The sequence below is a fragment of the Paenibacillus sp. NPDC101420 genome (genome assembly GCF_050277435.1).
GTDB lineage: Bacteria > Bacillota > Bacilli > Paenibacillales > Paenibacillaceae > Paenibacillus_AQ.
Genome location: NZ_JBNNSE010000005.1, coordinates 350,558 through 367,293, shown reverse-complemented (window position 1 = coordinate 367,293; position 16,736 = coordinate 350,558). Strand labels below are relative to the sequence as shown.

Sequence of the window (16,736 nt, the reverse complement as noted above, 5' to 3'; positions counted from 1 at the left end):
TGGCTACATATAAATAAACCGCGAGTCACAAACATAAAAGGGTATCCTGATAGGCTAGTATTGATAGGCCTGTCAGAATACCCTTTTTTATTGTGGTAGATAGAATTAGAGTTTCATATTACTACTGTGTCCTGGTGAAAGCTTGGCTTCCGGATCGATGTAGACTTTTGCATTATTCACAGCCGTTGGGGCTTCGCCGAATCCTACAGCAATTAGCTTCAGCTTACCTGGATATGTGGTAATATCGCCAGCTGCAAAGATTCCCGGAATACTCGTTTCCATACGTGAGTCAACAACAATGGAGTTCCCTTCAATATCGATGCCCCACTCTGCAATGGGTCCCAGAGAGGAAACAAATCCGAAATTGACGATTACACTGTCGACTTCGATTTCTTGTGTTTCCTTGGTCTTGATATGAGATAAGGTAACCTTAGTAATAAACTCGTCACCATGCAGTTCTGTAATTTCAGTAGGTGTAATTACGTTAACTTTGGAAGCCATCAGATTCTCTACGCTGTGCTCATGCGCACGGAATTTATCCCGGCGGTGAATCAGGGTTACTTGCTCCGCGATCGGTTCCAGCATTAGTGCCCAGTCTACTGCGGAATCTCCACCACCGCTAATCAGAACTTTTTTATCTTTAAAGGCATTTAAATCATTTACAAAATAATGAAGGTTGGCTTTTTCAAACCGTCCTGCGTCTGGCAGTTCTAAACGACGAGGTTCAAAAGCGCCTACGCCAGCTGTAATGATAATAGCTTTACTGTGATATTCTGCTACATCAGTTGTAACTACAAAATGGCGTTCGTCCCGTTTCTGAACAGAAATTACTTTCTCCTCCAGCCGGATATTCGATTGGAACATATCCATTTGCCGTGTCAGGTTGTCAACCAATTCTTGTGCAGTTACTTTTGGAAAACCTGCTACATCATAAATGTATTTTTCAGGATAAAGTGCAGCAAGTTGTCCTCCCAATTGGGGCATACTTTCAATAAGTGTTACGGATGCCTGACGCATCCCACCGTAAAATGCGGCAAACATGCCAGCTGGACCGCCACCTATGATTAAAAGGTCGCTCATAGGAACGCCGGATTGCTCTTGTGTCACGGGATATTACACCTCCGAGTTGATATATTCATTTTGCCATACTTGTATTCTTTCTTATTATAAACATTGTGACACATACCTGCAAAGAAAGACTTTAGAACACAATAAGAATGTGACGTTTTTTAGTATTTTAATGTTTGATTAATAGTACACTAAGGTTTACAATGGATATGGTCAATTTAGAAATCCTTTAAGTTTGATTGGAATTTCTTCTAAATATAAGTGTATAAATTCACAAAAAGGACCGTACATTGTTTCAATAAAAAATACAAAGACAGATTTACCTCTTGGAAGGAGCCGGAACATGAGTAGTATTCCCAAAATCGTAATCTTAGGCGCGGGCTATGGGGGTATTTTGACCGCACAGCGCTTACAGAAGGCTTTGAACTATAATGAAGCGGATGTCACGCTCGTAAACCGTCACGAGTACCACTATTTTACTACCCATCTACATATGCCTGCCGCGGGTACAGATAGTATTGAACACACTCGGGTGTCTATTTCTAAACTAATCGATGAATTCAAGATCGATCTCGTTAAGTCATCTGTTCAGGAAATTCGTACCCAGCAGAAAAAGATTATTTTGGAGGATGGTACTCTTTCGTATGACTATCTCGTCATTGCTTTGGGCGGAGAGCCTGAAACATTCGGTATTCCAGGACTTGATAAATACGCACTGACGATCCGGAGCATCAACTCCGTTCGTTTGATTCGTGAACATATTGAGTATCAATTTGCCAAATATAAGAACGAGAACAATGCACAGGAGCATATCAATTTCGTAGTCGGTGGTGCCGGCTTTAGCGGAATTGAATTTGTGGCCGAATTAGCTGACCGCATCCCTGGGTTGTGCAAAGAATTTGACGTTGATCCAAGCATGGTAAATATATATAACATAGAAGCTGCTCCAACAGCTCTGCCTGGATTTGCTCCTGAACTTGTTGAGTATGCGATGAACTTGCTCACTAAGAAGGGTGTTACATTCAAGATGGGCGTTGCGATCAAGGAATGTCTACCAAACGGTGTAATTCTGGCATCAGGCGAAGAGATTAAGGCTTCTACGATTGTCTGGACAGGCGGAATTCGAGGGAATCGTCTGATTGAAGCTGCAGGATTTGAAGCTATGCGTGGACGTGTGAAAGTAGATGAATATTTACGTGCACCAGGCCAAGACAATATCTTCATTATTGGAGACGGCTCCTTGATGATTAACCCAGAAGGGCGTCCTTATCCGCCAACGGCACAAATTGCTATGCAACAGGGAGAGTGCTGTGCACATAATTTGGTGGCTGCGATCCGTAATCAACAACCCAAGAAATTTGCATTCAGCAATAAAGGAACAGTAGCTTCTCTAGGTAAAGGTCAAGGGATTGCTGTAGTTGGCAGCAAAACTTACAAGGGCTGGACTGCAGCTCAATTGAAAAAAGTTGTGGATATGCGCTATTTGTTCATTATCGGTGGGATTCCGCTGGTTCTGAAAAAAGGAAGATTCTTATAAGATGCGTCACTGCAGCGTGCAGGTGCGTGGATTGCTGACCCGAGAAGAATTGGACCGATATAACGGACTGATTGAGGTTGGATCTTATCTTGAGGATCAGAATCAGTACGATCTAGCGTATGTTGTTCAAAAGGAAATTGATCTGCTCATTCTCCCTGGCATTGAACGCTTAAAGGAAAAAGGGCGAGCGCGTGACAGGGCTACGGCTGAATATTTGGAAAGTCTGCGTGATGATGAAGATGACAGCGAAGAGGATGAGGAAGCAGGAACTTCGTTATAGCATTTAAAAAGGGTGAGTCTCCATAAAGATCTGGAGACTCACCCTTTTTGTTAACAATTACAATTTAAGCATTTCTTCAAAAGAATCCTCAGTCAGCAGGTTGCCGACATAGAAAGGTCCGAATTCGCCGTAGCGAGCACTGACTTCATCAAAGCGCATTTCGTAAACCAGCTTCTTGAATTGCAGCGGATCTTCAGCGAACAGGGTTACGCCCCATTCCCAATCATCAAAACCTACGGAGCCGGTAATAATTTGTTTCACCTTACCCGCATAACCACGTCCGATTAATCCGTGAGAAGCCATCAGCTCCCGACGTTTATCCATATCAAGCATATACCAGTTATCGGCGAGCTCGCGTTTCTTGTTCATTGGGTAGAAGCAAATATGCTTCGCTTGCGGCAAAACAGGTTTTAGACGTGCGATAACATGCGGATTCTGCATAGGATCACTACCATCGCTGCCCCCCGCAAGGTAATTGCTTAATTCAACAATACTTACGTAGGAATAGGCTTTAGTTGTATATTGAGCAAAAGCGATTTTGTTAAAGGCCGTCTCAAGCTGGTTCAGATCTTCCAAGCTTTCGCGCAAGAACATCATTACGAAATCGGCCTTCTGGCCAACGATGGAATATACCGCGGAGCTGCCTTGTTTGGCTTCTTCGACAGGACTCCATTCTTGCATAAAAGCATGTAATTCTTCCAGAGCAACGGCACGTTCTTCATCATCTGCTGCCGTCCATGCGGTCCAGTTCAGTGAGCGGAAGTCATGCAATGCATACCAGCCTTCCAGTGTCATAGCGGCTTCGTTCATGATCTCACTCCTTAAAAGTTTTACGAAGCATAGGCTCCGCTTGAATAACGTCGCGTAAAACTTGCATCGGAAGCATACGCTTTGTTTTACGAAGCATAGGCTCCGCTTGAAATAACATCGCGTAAAACTAACATCGGAAGCATACGCTTTGTTTTACGAAGCATAGGCTCCGCTTGAAATAACGTCGCGTAAAACTAGCTACGAAGCTCCTGCATCATAGACTATGTATGATTTATTAATCTATATGCATTGTATCGCAATCAAGTTGCTTAGAGCAAATGATGACATTCCGATGTAAGAGAATTAGACCTGATTTTGAATAAAGTTCATTGCTTCGTGACATTTTTTCTAGTAAACTTACTACTAGCTCGTATAAGATGTGCGCTTCTTTATAGAAAGGGGTAGTGACGGTAAGATGGGGTTTATTCCAGTGTTTATCCTAACCGTTTTATTCTTTGTGATGATGTTTGGTATTGGATTTATTCTTAACATGTTAATGAAGACAACCTGGTTTCCCGCTTATCTATTCGTACTTATTATTCTACCCGTCGTAGTCTATTCCATTTGGGATAGAAGCGCGATGTCGCTCTGGGAGCATCTCTCCAGTTTCCACTTTGTTGATTACTTAACTGGTGTCGCTGGTCTTGCAGGTGCTATATTGAGTGGATGGACCATTCAAAAACTGCGCTTTGGCGGTTACAAGATGTTTTAAAGATTTAATCGGAAGACCTGCGGCTCTGATGTGAGAGTCGTTTTTTTGAACATATAAGCTTTTAGTTCTACGCTAAGAATCATTTTGAAATTCAGCGAGAAACGGAACCTTCCTCTTCCAGAGGACAGTGAAGCCGTTTCTTCTTGTTTAATAGAGGTAGATAATCGTATGAAAAAGCTGATTATAGCGAAAAGAGTCGGAATTGGTAGTTTATTTACATTTCCGGCGACGTTTTTTATGATAGAATAGAATCCTGTATGAATTCGTGAAAACAAGGGGGTATCCGTAGATGCGCATGAGTAACTTACATCATTTCACCGAACATCATCGGTACTGCGTTTCCCGCGAATTTGGTCTTAGTGTTATAGATGGACGTATGCTTAGCTCTGTGTATCAGCCTATGGTAGGAGCTTTTGCAATCAGTTTCTATCGCTTGCTGGTTGAACATGTACCAGCAGATAGCATTGGCTATTCTGGAGTGGAGCAACAGCGCAGATTATTTATGACGCTAGGCGTTGAACCAAATGAGAAAGGCCGCAAATATTTAATAGATCAGGCTTCCCGGTTAGAAGCGGTAGGTCTGCTACAGACCTGTCGAATCTATGTGCCGGAAACCGATGATTACTTATATGAATATGAGCTTATGCCGCCGCTATCGCCAGCTGACTTTTTTGCCACTCAGCATTTGACGTTGCTGTTACGCGATAAAATCGGCAAATTTGCTGTGCTGTCCTTACGGGAACAATTCTGGAATCGAGAGCCAGAAGAGTGGAGTCGCAGATCCATAGGCAAAGAGAATATCTCCGTGCCTTTTTATGATATTTTTCAACTTAATACACATGTCATTGATTATGAGCTGGAGCAGGCACTTGCAGAAGTAGCCACTGTGCGTCAGCCTGGTATGCGTGAATCTGGAGAACAAGCGATTGGATATAGTGATATTATTTTGCGTTTTCCAAGGGAGTCCGTGAACCGGGCTCATGTAGAAAAACTGCGTTTTGACCATACTCAAATGGGTGTTATTAACTATGTAGCTCATAAGTACGAACTCAGTCCGCAGGATTTATGTCGTCTGCTGGATGAAGATGGCGTGTTCTCACCGGATGGCGAGGTTATTCTGGATGCACTGCAATATAAAGCGAGCCAGCATTTCAGGCAGGATATGAAACGACAAGAAAAGCGTGAAGTTGCTGCTGCTAAGGTTGTTTCCATCCGTTCCAGTGCCTCTGAAGAGAATGATGATTCTATAGCACCACCGGAGCAATCTGTAGAGATGGAGTATTATGTAGAAGTACCACCACAATTTTTGTCCAAATGTGACATCCACCAATATAATATGATGCTGCGGAACGAACCTTATACGCGGCTGCTTCAAACTTTTTTCCCAGGTGCAGTACCCAGTCATTTGATGGATATGTTCGAGAAAATAGATTTGAACTATAAGCTAAGCGGTGAAGTAATCAATGTACTTATTCATTATTTAATGACTATGGTAGCCTCAGGTGGAGAACAGCGAATGAACCGCAATTTTGTGGAGGCTATCGCTTCCAATATGCTGGTTAAACAGGTGAACACCTACGAAAAGGCTGTAAAATATATCAGGGATCAGTCCAAAGTGAAAGGCAAGGGAGCTACAACTAACACGGCGGCAGGATCTCGATCACGTTCATATGCCAAAAATACAGGTCGATCCGCTAAACCGGAAATTCCGATTGTGCTGGACGATGGAAGTGCCGGAACGGTATCGGAAGAGGAATTCGCGGCGATGATGAAGAAAGCGGCAGAAATTAAAGCCAACAAGAAAAAAGGCGTTTCCCAAGCGCCGTAATGAAAGAGAGGTGGAACTATGGAGTCTATGGGCGATGTGCTTCGTTCGATCAACAATCCAACTCTACGGCAGCGTCAACGCGATCTTGAACAGGAGTTATTCAATCATCCGCTTGTGAAGGCATTACAGTCTGAACATCCTGAGTTAGATGATTCGCGACTGCGGCTTCATATGAGCCGCCTGTATCAATATGTAGAGGAAAGCCGCCACTGTGCGAACTGTCCGGGTCTAGAGAAATGTCCGAATGATTTCCCTGGTCACTTTAGCAAACTTACGGTAGAGAGCGTGAATGGTTCGGCGGACTTATATGAACGTAAGACGGCATGCCGGCTTAAAGTGGCACAGGATAATCAGGATAGCATCCGCAAACGTATCCGTAGCTTTTATGTGGACGAGCGTGTGCTCAATGGCGGTTATGATGAAATAGATATCATGGGCAAGGATCCACGCCGGGTCTCAGCGGTTAATAAAATATTTGATTATATCACGAGCGTTAAAGAAGAGGGTCTAACCTCGCGCGGGATTTATTTACATGGAACTTTCGGAACAGGCAAAACATTTCTGATGTGTTACTTGCTTCATGAGCTTGCTGTTGCCGGCTATACTGGAGTTATCGTATATATGCCAGATTTTATCGAGGATTTGAAGTCGATCATGATGGACGGCCAGAAGATGAAGGAAACCGTAGATACGTTGAAAAACTGCGATTTACTTATTTTTGATGATATTGGTGCGGAGAACTTGAATCCATGGGCGCGTGATCATGTGCTTGGTGCGATTTTGAATTATCGGATGAACCGTAAGCCAACCTTCTATACCTCGAATTATCCGCTCGATGGATTGGAGAAACATCTTAGCTTTACAAGCAAGGATGGCGAGGAGATTTATAAAGGCCAACGTTTGATGGATCGTATTGCTCCTTTTGTGGATGTCATTCCACTGCATGGGGAGAATCAACGGGGGACGATTAGATAAACTCGAAATATTCATAACCGTAACATTCAAAAGAGCAGCGATTCTCCTTTTATTGGAGGATCGTTGCTCTCTGTTTTTTTCTTATTTACTCTCAAAAAAAGAAGCCGCCCCCTAAGTAGCATTCACTACTTTTGAGACGGCTTCTGTTTATATTGCGATGATTCCCTTACTCCGAAATGAACTTAATGATAACCATGCCGAAAAAGACAACGGTCATAAATGCAGTCATTCCGAAAAATCCATTCATTAAATCGCCTAGATCATTGCGGGGTTCTTCGTTGATATGTTCTCGTGGGTCCCGTGCTTGCGCGTTGACATCCATAGCTTCTGCCTCCTTACAGGGACTATGCCTGTATTGTTAAGATGCAAATTGAGTTGACCATTATGAAATAAGTCATTGACGTTTAATGCGCTTTCTTAGAGTATACCGAAAGGCTGGGGAGATTGTAAAGAAAAGAGTAACGTAAATAAAATTAGTTTGAGGGCAATATAATTGTATGTGATATATAACATATCCCTTAAAGATATGTTATACTGGAATTGTGTCGGTAAGTGGTAATTTGGTTATCATATTACATGAAACAATTTATTAACTTATATTTTCGGAGCAGCTTCCATAAACTAAGCTTTGGTTTAGAGTGGATTAATGTTTCGTAAAACTTTAGAGGAGGAACAATATCATGGCTATCGTGAACGTGTCTGACCAAACCTTCAGTAACGAAGTGGAAGGTCAAGGTACTGTAGTAGTAGACTTCTGGGCTCCTTGGTGTGGTCCTTGTAAGATGATTGCTCCAATCTTGGACGAATTGTCCGCAGAACTGGGAGACAGCGTGAAGATTGCAAAATTGAATGTGGATGAGAATCCGGAAACGGCTTCCCGTTTTGGCGTGATGAGTATCCCAACCCTGATCTTCTTCAAAGACGGTCAACCGGTAGATAAAGTTGTGGGATTGAACTCCAAAGAATCCCTGAAAAATATCGTAGCTAAACATCAATAATTGTTAAATGCTACTGTTCGGGCCTCGGCCCTGCCGCTCAGCGCCTTCGGTTCATTCCGGAGGCGTTTTGTGTGCTGAATGCCAATTAATTATGGGTCCAATTTAGCTGGAGGGGATCATTTTGGACAATATCCGCAACAAACTGGCTCTATTACCCGACCTGCCCGGGTGCTATCTGATGAAGAATGAAGAAGGCACCATTATTTATGTGGGTAAGGCGAAGGTGCTTAAGAACCGGGTTCGCTCTTATTTTACAGGCAGTCATAATGGTAAAACTCAGCGACTTGTCGCTAACATTGCTGATTTCGAATATATTGTTACGTCCAGTAACATGGAAGCGCTCATTCTTGAGTGCAATCTGATTAAGAAGCATATGCCGCGTTATAACGTACTTCTGAAGGACGATAAGACATTTCCTTATATCAAAATAACGAATGAAACTCACCCTCGGCTTGAAGTCACACGCCGGGTGATTAAAGATAAAGCAAAATATTTCGGCCCTTATCCTAATGGTTATGCTGCACAGCAAACGAAAAAGCTCCTCGATCGTATGTATCCGCTCCGTAAATGTGGCGTAATGCCAAAGGAAGTCTGTCTTTACTATCACATGGGCCAATGCTTGGCGCCGTGTGAGAAGGAAGTGCAGAAATCCGAGTATGAGCAGATTACGCAAGATATCGCTGCTTTTCTGAGCGGAGGTCATGATGCGGTTAAGAAGGATCTACAGCAGAAGATGCAGGAAGCTGCTGAGGAATTATATTTTGAACGGGCGAAGGAACTGCGGGATCAGATTATCCATATTGATGCATTGATGGAGAAACAAAAGATTAACACCACAGATACTAAGGATCGTGACGTATTTGGTTATGCGGTAGACAAGGGATGGATGTGTGTACAGATACTGTACATGAGACAAGGGAAGATGATTCAGCGCCACTCCTCTGTCTTTCCGTTCTATGGGGAAGCCTACAGTGACTTTATGTCTTATGTGACGCAGTATTACAGTGATAATCCTGCTCTGCCGCAGGAGATTCTTCTGCCGGATGTGCTTGACGAGGAAGCAGTGGTTGATAAAGAAGCTAAACCGTCGATTATCATTGCTGCTCCAGCCGAAGAAGATCTACAAAAGGGAGAAGATACCCCCGAATCACCTGAAGAAGTTGAGGCCCGTGAAATGGCCGCTGCGGAAGCATCAGCAGCAGGTGTCGTTGATGCTGCAGGTGGCGCCTCTATTCTACAGGAGTGGCTCGGCACCAAAGTGCTAGTGCCACAGCGTGGCCTCAAGAAGCAGATGGTCGGTATGGCCTGCCAAAATGCTACAGTCGCAATCGACGAGAAGTTCCGGCTTATTGAACGAGATGAAGTACGTACCTCTGGTGCTGCAATGAGCTTAGGCGAGAGCTTGGGGCTCGAACGCTTAAGCCGGATCGAGGCGTTCGATAACTCGAATATTCAAGGGACTAATCCGGTTTCTGCGATGGTTGTCTTCATTGATGGCAAGCCCGCACGAAAAGAATATCGTAAATATAAGGTTCGTACGGTGGTGGGTGCGGATGATTATGGAACGATGCGCGAGGTCATCCGGCGGCGGTATGAACGGGTGCTGAAAGAGAACCTGCCGATACCAGATCTTATCGTAGTCGATGGTGGTAAAGGGCAGATATCCTCAGCTATTGATATTCTGGAGAACGAGCTGGGGTTATTCATTCCGGTCTGTGGTCTCGTTAAGGATGATAAGCATAAGACGGCTCAGCTTTTGGTTGGAGATCCGCCTGAACCTGTCGCTTTGGCTCGGGATAGTCAGGAATTTTATCTGTTGCAACGGATTCAGGATGAGGTGCATAGATTCGCCATCACCTTCCACCGTGAACAACGTGGGAAGTCCATGGTTACTTCTAAACTGGACTCCATACCAGGTATAGGCGAGAAGCGGCGCAAGGCGCTGCTTAAGCATTTCGGATCGCTAAAGAAAATTAAAGAAGCCTCCATAGAGGATTTTAAATCACTTTCTATTGGCGAAAAGCTGGCTAGTCAAATTCTTGAGGCGCTCAAGGATGAAGAGCCAGCGACATAGGCATTCGAAATACTGGAATGATGTATACGTAAATATAAAAAAGGTGTCACAGCAGTTTTCTGCTGTGACACCTTTTTTTATTATAGGTTATCCACCCGTTGCTTCTTTAAATTACAGATGTAGGTTCAACCGGCTTAGGTTCTGATTTTTGCGGTGGATTAAACCGATAGACGATGTAGGCGACTATGAACGGCATGATAATCGCGAAGATACCGGCCCCTACATTCACGCTTTCCTTCATAAAGATCAGCGTAGCGCCCATCAGAATGCTGTCAAACACGACGTGACTGAACATGACGGCAATAAAGCCGTAACGAAGGAAAATATAGCTAAAGAGCAAACCGATCACGGTCAGCTCAATAGGACGGGAACTGATGGGATAGATCGGATACAGCGTATGGCCAAACGCCCAAACCAGCGTGGTGATCAGGCAAGCAATGAACGTGCTACGGAATACTTTTTTCAACATAGGAATTCCGAAAAAACGATAAATAGCTTCCTCGGATAAACCAGCGAGCCATGCAACGATGGGCAGCAGCCAAGCATATCTCATGTTGTAAGGAGATTGAGTAGCGTCAGTAGTGGACCAGTTCTGCAAGGTAAATGATAATACGATGAACATAAGGGTCTGCACCCCTAGCAGCACGAATGCCCAGACGTATCCAGCCCGGATACTGTCCAGAACATATTTTCCATAGCCAGGCTCTTTAGCACGAGGCCATGGGTTCATCCCCTCTTCTTTTTTCCATAGGCCGTCCCCTCCAACTAAAGAAAAATAGAGCAGGGAGGACATTAGGAGGCTATATAAGGCATAAATGATGAACATTATGACGGAAGTTATCTGAGCCTCGAGTCCTTCGCCTGAGGATTCTGGGAGCATATTATAGGTGCTGATCATCATGATTACAAAATAAGCTGAGCTTAGGAATATTCCACGCTTAAAGGAGGTATGTTCTCTTCTAAGTATGCTGTAGATGAGTGCCAGAATTCCTAAAGCTAAAGTAGGCAAACCATAGCCGAATAAAGTAAACTTTTCCGCGAGAGAGGTCTGGTCCTTTACATAGGAGGTATGCCAGGCTGGAGCGGTGAATCCTGCTTTAAAGCTGGATACCTGTTCGCCAGTGAAATCGAAATAATAGTGTAATAAGGATTCGCCGATCTGAACGGAACGATCTGTATACACGAGCCCGTAGTTTCCCGTATTCGATTCAATTTGCAGCTTGGCGGGATTTACATCCCATTCCTGAAGCCAGGGACGGGCAAGATTTTCTTTTTGTGCAAGTGATAAGGTAGTACCCTTGTCCTCTTCTTTTGCACTGGTGGATACATTGTTTGGTAATCCGGTACCTGATCCTTCTGCTCCTTGTGTGAAAGCGACAACTGCACCAGTATACATATTGAGGTCAACGGAGATTAGTGGCTCTTGTTCCGCTGAAGGACTAAGTGTTACACGGAAAATGTCAAAAGGATATCGTTGATCCAATTTCTTTTTTGTATAGTCCTCCAAAAGCTTCTCGCGGGACATATAACCATAAAAGGAAGAGTCCGTATCGTACAGTACATTCCACTGATCGGTTGGTGCTTTGGTGTAGTTCAGCTTTTGTTCTGCGAATGATATGGCTTTGTCGCGGGCTTCCGCCTTACTGATGACAGTAGTATCTTCCCCGGCAGGGCTATTTAGCACCGAGGGAGCAATTTGAAACATAATAAATAGAATAAGACCGATAATGCCCGAGATGATGAGCCTCTTGGAGAGGGCACGTTGCTGTAAGGGCTGGCCAACGGGATTCATGTAACGCCTCCTTGTAAACTGACAATGTTATGTTCCATTATAGTATTAGTGCCATGATAGTTACAAAAATCATCGTATATTCTTTTTATGGGTAATAGAGATATTATAGAATAGGTAACTGAATATATACCATGAATTTAAGGTGATTCTTTCTTCATTTTTCATGAAAATCGATGCAATTGCAGGGAAAACACGGAAAAGTGATGAGAAAAGGCACTCTTAGTGGTACATCCTCTCCAAACCGCATTTTTCATATGAATCACCATTAATAGTGTCTTTGTGATTTATCGAAATAACATATATAATTTGTATGCAATTGTATATAGCCGAATTTCAGGTGAAAACGGGGGAACCATAAGAAGTAATGAAAAGATGAGTATACGCCATAGGCGTTGTCTTTATTCATCAGGGGTGAATTTCGTTCTAGGAACGAATAGGGCAGCCTGCACAGTCCGAATCCGTCAGCTAACCTCGTAGGCTAATTTACTGCAGGAACCAAGGGTAGCATTGGTTTTCCAGTGCTTTTTTTGTTGGAATTCTTTAAATTTTGATAAGAGGGTGAGCGTAGTGGCTTCACAGTTTCGCAGGGTTTCTGAATCAAAGTTCCTGAAGCTCTCTCCGCCTCAGATTATGGTGCTTGGTTTTGCATCGATCATTCTGATTGGAGCCTTGCTGCTAATGCTTCCCATTTCGAGTACCAGCGGGAATGCTGTTAGTTTTATTGATGCGTTGTTTACTGCAACATCGGCCACCTGTGTGACGGGACTTGTGGTGCTGGACACCGGGACGACATTCACCATTTTTGGGAAAACCGTAATTATGGTGCTTATCCAGGTGGGCGGCTTAGGGTTTATGACAATGGCGACCTTATTTGCCATGATGATGAAACGCAAAATTTCCTTGCGGGACAGACTGATCCTTCAGGAAGCAATGAACCAAGGCTCAATGGAGGGGATTGTTCGACTGATCCGGAGAGTACTTATTTATTCCTTGGTCATCGAAGGCTGTGCAGCGGTGCTTCTGTCCTTACGCTGGGCGTTTGATATGCCACTGGGAAAGGCCATTTATTTTGGAATATTTCATGCGGTGTCTATGTTTAATAATGCTGGATTTGATATTTTCGGGGATTTCCGGAGTTTAACCGATTATGTATATGACCCGCTAGTGAACATCGTGGTGATGTTTCTGATTGTCTCTGGCGGTATTGGTTTTATTGTCATGTCGGATCTGGTGGAGTTTCGTGTCAAACGTAAATTATCTTTGCATAGCAAAGTTGTACTCTCCACCACTGCAGGGCTTATTCTTATCGGCGCTTTAGTTATTTTTATATTTGAATTTACGAATCAGCGCACACTGGGGAATTTAAATTTCGGCGGCAAAATATTATCGGCATTCTTTCAGTCCGTATCGCCCCGAACCGCTGGCGCCAATACGGTGGATATTGCCGGACTGCGGCAAGCCTCACAGTTCTTTATGGTTATTCTTATGTTTATTGGTGCATCTCCAGGATCAACAGGTGGCGGGGTCAAGACTACAACCTTTACGATTATGATTGGTGCAGTAATCGCGATGCTGCGCGGACGTGAAGATGTTGTACTGTTCCGTTACCGATTGGCGCAGGAGCGTATCTATAAAGCGTTGACGTTAACATTACTCGCTTTGCTATTGGTCCTCACGGTGTCGATGTTACTGTCCACAACAGAGGATAGTAATTTCTTAGCGATATTATTTGAGACGACCTCAGCTTTTGCCACGGTGGGACTAACCATGGGGCTGACACCTGAACTGTCTATCTTCGGCAAGATTCTGATCTGTCTGACCATGTTTGCAGGTCGGCTAGGTCCATTAACATTAGTGTATGCGCTTGGACCTAAACAGGGTAAACCATTGTATAAGCACCCAGAAGGTAAAATAATTATTGGATAGGAGTTAATCCGAAATGAAAGCACAGCAATTTGTAGTAATCGGTTTAGGCCGCTTTGGCTCAAGCCTTGCACTTGAGCTGATGGAAATGGGCTACGAGGTGCTCGGCATTGATCACCATGAGGAGCGTGTGGAGGAAATGAGCGATCACCTGACGCATGCGGTAGTGGCTGATGCTACAGATGAAGGAATTATGCGCTCGCTCGGCGTACGGAACTTTGACTGTGGGATTGTTGCGATTGGCGACAATATGGAACGAAGTATTCTGGCGGCGATTTTGTTAAAAGAGATTGGAGTCAAGCAAGTAGTAGCCAAGGCGATCTCGATCCTTCATGGTCGTGCGTTGTCCAGGCTGGGCGTGGACCGGGTTATTTTTCCGGAGCGGGATATGGGCATTCGTGTGGCACATCAGCTCGTGACACCCAATTTGCTGGATTATATTGAACTGTCCAAGGATTATAAAATCGTCGAGCTAACCGTTCCGTCTTGCATGAACGGGAAAAGCTTGTCAGATTTAAATACAAGAGCGAAATATGGCTGCAGTATTGTTGCCCTGAACCGGGAAAGTGGAATTATAGTGGCTCCAACGGCACATGATCATTTGAGTGAGGGCGACGTTATGGTACTCATTGGTTCTAATGAAAGTATTGATCGATTTGAGGATGAAGTTGTAAACCAAGATTAAATAGATAAGCCCTCCGTCCTTTACATGGGACGGAGGGCTTTTTTTAATTAAGGTTGCACTCAGAGGTATGTACTATTTCTCTCGTTCCGTCAGAAACATCTCTTCTGTGACCTGCACGAGGCTACGGGCCGCTGTGCTCAGGCTTCCATCGTCACGGTAAATCAGACAGGTAGTTCGCTGAGTCTGCTCCAGCTCCTTAATATGCAGAGAGACCAGCCCACCACCGTTTAACAGCTGCGGACGCAGATAAGACTTGGGCAGTAACGCTGCCACATTGACTGTCGGCAGCAGCCGCACGATGGCTTCGAAGGAGTCAATCTCCATCCGAACGTCTGGATCAATTCCACAGCGCTGGAACAGATCGTCTGTTAGACGTCGGTACCAGGTGCCTTTGGAGAACAGGATCATAGGCAGTCGGGACAGATCATCCATGGTTAGCTTGGCAGATTGATTCAGAGGATGATATTCAGAAACAACCAGTCGAAGTTGATCCTCAAACAGAGAAATACAGCGCAGTCCAGGTTCTTGAATAGAGGAAGCGATCAGACCTATATCTGACTTTCCTTCACTGACAGAGGAGACAATTTCATGTGTTCGGCCTGTGATTAGCTTCAGCTCCGCAGTTGGATATTTCTCCATATATGCGTTAACTAGTGGAGGCAGAGTGGTCTGCAGTGAGGTAAGTGACGCCCCTAAGGTGACGAGCTTAGGCTCGCCTTCTTTGTATTTAGACAAAGCCTCCAGAAATTTAGAGCGCTGCTGCCGTTGTTCAAGTGCGTAGGAATAAGTAAGACGCCCAACCTCGGTTAACTCCAGACGCTTGCCATAACGATTAAATAGCGCGACACCCAACCGTTCTTCCAGCTTGGATATTTTACGAGATAGGGCAGGTTGGGACAGATTGAGCTGGCGGGAGGCCCGATTCAAGCTGGAGTGCTCCACAACCGCTGCAAAAACATCTAAATCGTCAAACATATTTATGTTCCTCTCGTAGTGCAATCTATAAACAGTAGTGACGAAATTCATAGCCATGAAGACAATACTTCTTGCTCCATAAGGAAATAAAAGATTTGTCGGAAAATGTTGTTTCTCTAAATGAGAATTATTATCATATAAAATCTATTCTTATGCGTTTATTGTATAACGTTTAATAATTAGATTGCAATTCCCTTATAAGGGAAAAAGGAGTAACATGAAAAGTGACACAAGATATTCACATTTTGTGAAAAAGAAAACAAAGTCCGGGAAACCAAGGATAGCGGTAAATATAGACGTTTTGTCATGACATAGTCTACGTTATCCTGTGTCAAATGTAGTTCCGGCGGTGAATACACAATAATGAAAACGCTGTTTTAATCGGAAAGGGGTTACTTTGTATGAAAGGATTTTATTCCAGAAAGATTCATTCCTTGCTAGGCGTTATCCCGCTTGGAGCTTTCTTCATTGAGCACATGATGACGAATTTTGCGGCTGTAGAGGGTGGCGCTTCCGGTTTCACTGACAGCGTGATATGGCTGAATAGCCTACCGCTTGTCTTCTTCCTGGAATTGTTCGGTATATGGCTTCCTCTGCTGTACCATGGCGTATACGGACTGTATATTGCCTATCAATCCAAGCCGAACTTGAACCGCTTCAACATTGAAAGAAACTGGCGTTATACGCTGCAACGCATTACAGGAATTATTACCTTTATCTTTATAGTCTGGCATTTGTTCCAAACCCGGGTTCAGGTGGCAGTTGGTAGTGTAGAGCATGAAGAGCTGGGCGGTCTGATGCATGATATCGTGACTCAACCACTGATGTTGACACTGTACATTATCGGTATCGTTGCAGCATGCTTTCACTTCTCAAACGGCCTATGGTCTTTCTTGATCAGCTGGGGAATCACGGTAGGACCTCGTTCACAGCGGGTATCCTCTTACCTTTGTCTCGGTATATTTGTTCTTGTAACGTTTATGTTCCTCATTTCGCTAGTCACTTTCCGTGATGCTGAATTTCAAACCGCAGCTTCCATAGCTCAGTCCATAAAGACTTTCATCTAAGTAATTATCCTC

General features: G+C 44.1%; 15 protein-coding genes and 1 riboswitch. Of the genes, 10 read left to right on the top strand and 5 right to left on the bottom strand.

Annotated elements, in window-relative coordinates:
* Positions 1-105 precede the first annotated feature (105 nt).
* Positions 106-1,080 (bottom strand): NAD(P)/FAD-dependent oxidoreductase, encoded by a 975-nt coding sequence (locus tag ACQKMP_RS22075; RefSeq protein WP_094877850.1) that lies wholly within the window; start codon positions 1,078-1,080, stop codon positions 106-108.
* Between the two features lie 331 nt (positions 1,081-1,411).
* Between ACQKMP_RS22075 and ACQKMP_RS22070 the strand changes: the two genes are divergently transcribed.
* Positions 1,412-2,605: an NAD(P)/FAD-dependent oxidoreductase gene (locus ACQKMP_RS22070; protein ID WP_042130890.1), complete on the top strand. Its 1,194-nt coding sequence runs from the start codon at positions 1,412-1,414 to the stop codon at positions 2,603-2,605.
* A 1-nt stretch (position 2,606) separates the two neighbouring features.
* Complete coding sequence (locus tag ACQKMP_RS22065) at positions 2,607-2,885, top strand: hypothetical protein (protein ID WP_042191567.1); 279 nt, start codon at positions 2,607-2,609, stop codon at positions 2,883-2,885.
* A 57-nt stretch (positions 2,886-2,942) separates the two neighbouring features.
* Here ACQKMP_RS22065 and hemQ read toward each other — a convergent pair whose 3' ends face one another.
* A complete protein-coding gene (gene hemQ / locus ACQKMP_RS22060; protein ID WP_042191564.1) occupies positions 2,943-3,695 on the bottom strand; it encodes a hydrogen peroxide-dependent heme synthase in 753 nt (250 codons plus the stop codon).
* A gap of 415 nt (positions 3,696-4,110) precedes the next feature.
* On the opposite strand from hemQ, the gene ACQKMP_RS22055 reads away from it, so the two are divergent.
* The 3 genes from ACQKMP_RS22055 (at position 4,111) to dnaI (ending at position 7,210) form a co-directional block, all read left to right on the top strand.
* Positions 4,111-4,407 (top strand): YuiB family protein, encoded by a 297-nt coding sequence (locus ACQKMP_RS22055; protein ID WP_042130887.1) that lies wholly within the window; start codon positions 4,111-4,113, stop codon positions 4,405-4,407.
* 289 nt (positions 4,408-4,696) lie between these two features.
* Complete coding sequence (locus tag ACQKMP_RS22050) at positions 4,697-6,235, top strand: DnaD domain protein (protein ID WP_042191562.1); 1,539 nt, start codon at positions 4,697-4,699, stop codon at positions 6,233-6,235.
* Between the two features lie 18 nt (positions 6,236-6,253).
* A complete protein-coding gene (gene dnaI / locus ACQKMP_RS22045) occupies positions 6,254-7,210 on the top strand; it encodes a primosomal protein DnaI (protein ID WP_042191560.1) in 957 nt (318 codons plus the stop codon).
* Between the two features lie 166 nt (positions 7,211-7,376).
* Here dnaI and ACQKMP_RS22040 read toward each other — a convergent pair whose 3' ends face one another.
* Positions 7,377-7,532 (bottom strand): YqzM family protein, encoded by a 156-nt coding sequence (locus tag ACQKMP_RS22040; RefSeq protein ID WP_143759540.1) that lies wholly within the window; start codon positions 7,530-7,532, stop codon positions 7,377-7,379.
* A 358-nt stretch (positions 7,533-7,890) separates the two neighbouring features.
* On the opposite strand from ACQKMP_RS22040, the gene trxA reads away from it, so the two are divergent.
* On the top strand, positions 7,891-8,208 hold the full coding sequence (gene trxA, locus ACQKMP_RS22035) for a thioredoxin (protein WP_042130884.1): 318 nt from the start codon (positions 7,891-7,893) through the stop codon (positions 8,206-8,208).
* A gap of 121 nt (positions 8,209-8,329) precedes the next feature.
* Positions 8,330-10,282: an excinuclease ABC subunit UvrC gene (gene uvrC / locus ACQKMP_RS22030; RefSeq protein WP_427471055.1), complete on the top strand. Its 1,953-nt coding sequence runs from the start codon at positions 8,330-8,332 to the stop codon at positions 10,280-10,282.
* 106 nt (positions 10,283-10,388) lie between these two features.
* On the opposite strand, the gene ACQKMP_RS22025 is transcribed toward uvrC, so the two are convergent.
* The gene (locus ACQKMP_RS22025; RefSeq protein WP_339243419.1) at positions 10,389-12,074 is read right to left on the bottom strand and encodes a CPBP family intramembrane glutamic endopeptidase; all 1,686 of its coding nucleotides are present in this window, start codon (positions 12,072-12,074) and stop codon (positions 10,389-10,391) included.
* 314 nt (positions 12,075-12,388) lie between these two features.
* A riboswitch (cyclic di-AMP (ydaO/yuaA leader) is annotated at positions 12,389-12,570 on the top strand.
* Between the two features lie 134 nt (positions 12,571-12,704).
* Between ACQKMP_RS22025 and ACQKMP_RS22020 the strand changes: the two genes are divergently transcribed.
* Both ACQKMP_RS22020 and ACQKMP_RS22015 read left to right on the top strand, forming a co-directional pair.
* Positions 12,705-14,000 (top strand): TrkH family potassium uptake protein, encoded by a 1,296-nt coding sequence (locus ACQKMP_RS22020; protein ID WP_339271789.1) that lies wholly within the window; start codon positions 12,705-12,707, stop codon positions 13,998-14,000.
* Positions 14,001-14,013: 13 nt separating this feature from the next.
* Positions 14,014-14,682: a potassium channel family protein gene (locus tag ACQKMP_RS22015; RefSeq protein WP_042191554.1), complete on the top strand. Its 669-nt coding sequence runs from the start codon at positions 14,014-14,016 to the stop codon at positions 14,680-14,682.
* A gap of 72 nt (positions 14,683-14,754) precedes the next feature.
* Here the strand turns inward: ACQKMP_RS22015 and ACQKMP_RS22010 are convergent, their stop codons facing one another.
* Complete coding sequence (locus ACQKMP_RS22010) at positions 14,755-15,657, bottom strand: LysR family transcriptional regulator (protein WP_427471053.1); 903 nt, start codon at positions 15,655-15,657, stop codon at positions 14,755-14,757.
* Positions 15,658-16,058: 401 nt separating this feature from the next.
* Here ACQKMP_RS22010 and ACQKMP_RS22005 point away from each other — a divergent pair, with 401 nt between their 5' ends.
* A complete protein-coding gene (locus ACQKMP_RS22005) occupies positions 16,059-16,724 on the top strand; it encodes a succinate dehydrogenase cytochrome b558 subunit (RefSeq protein ID WP_042130879.1) in 666 nt (221 codons plus the stop codon).
* Positions 16,725-16,736 lie beyond the last annotated feature (12 nt).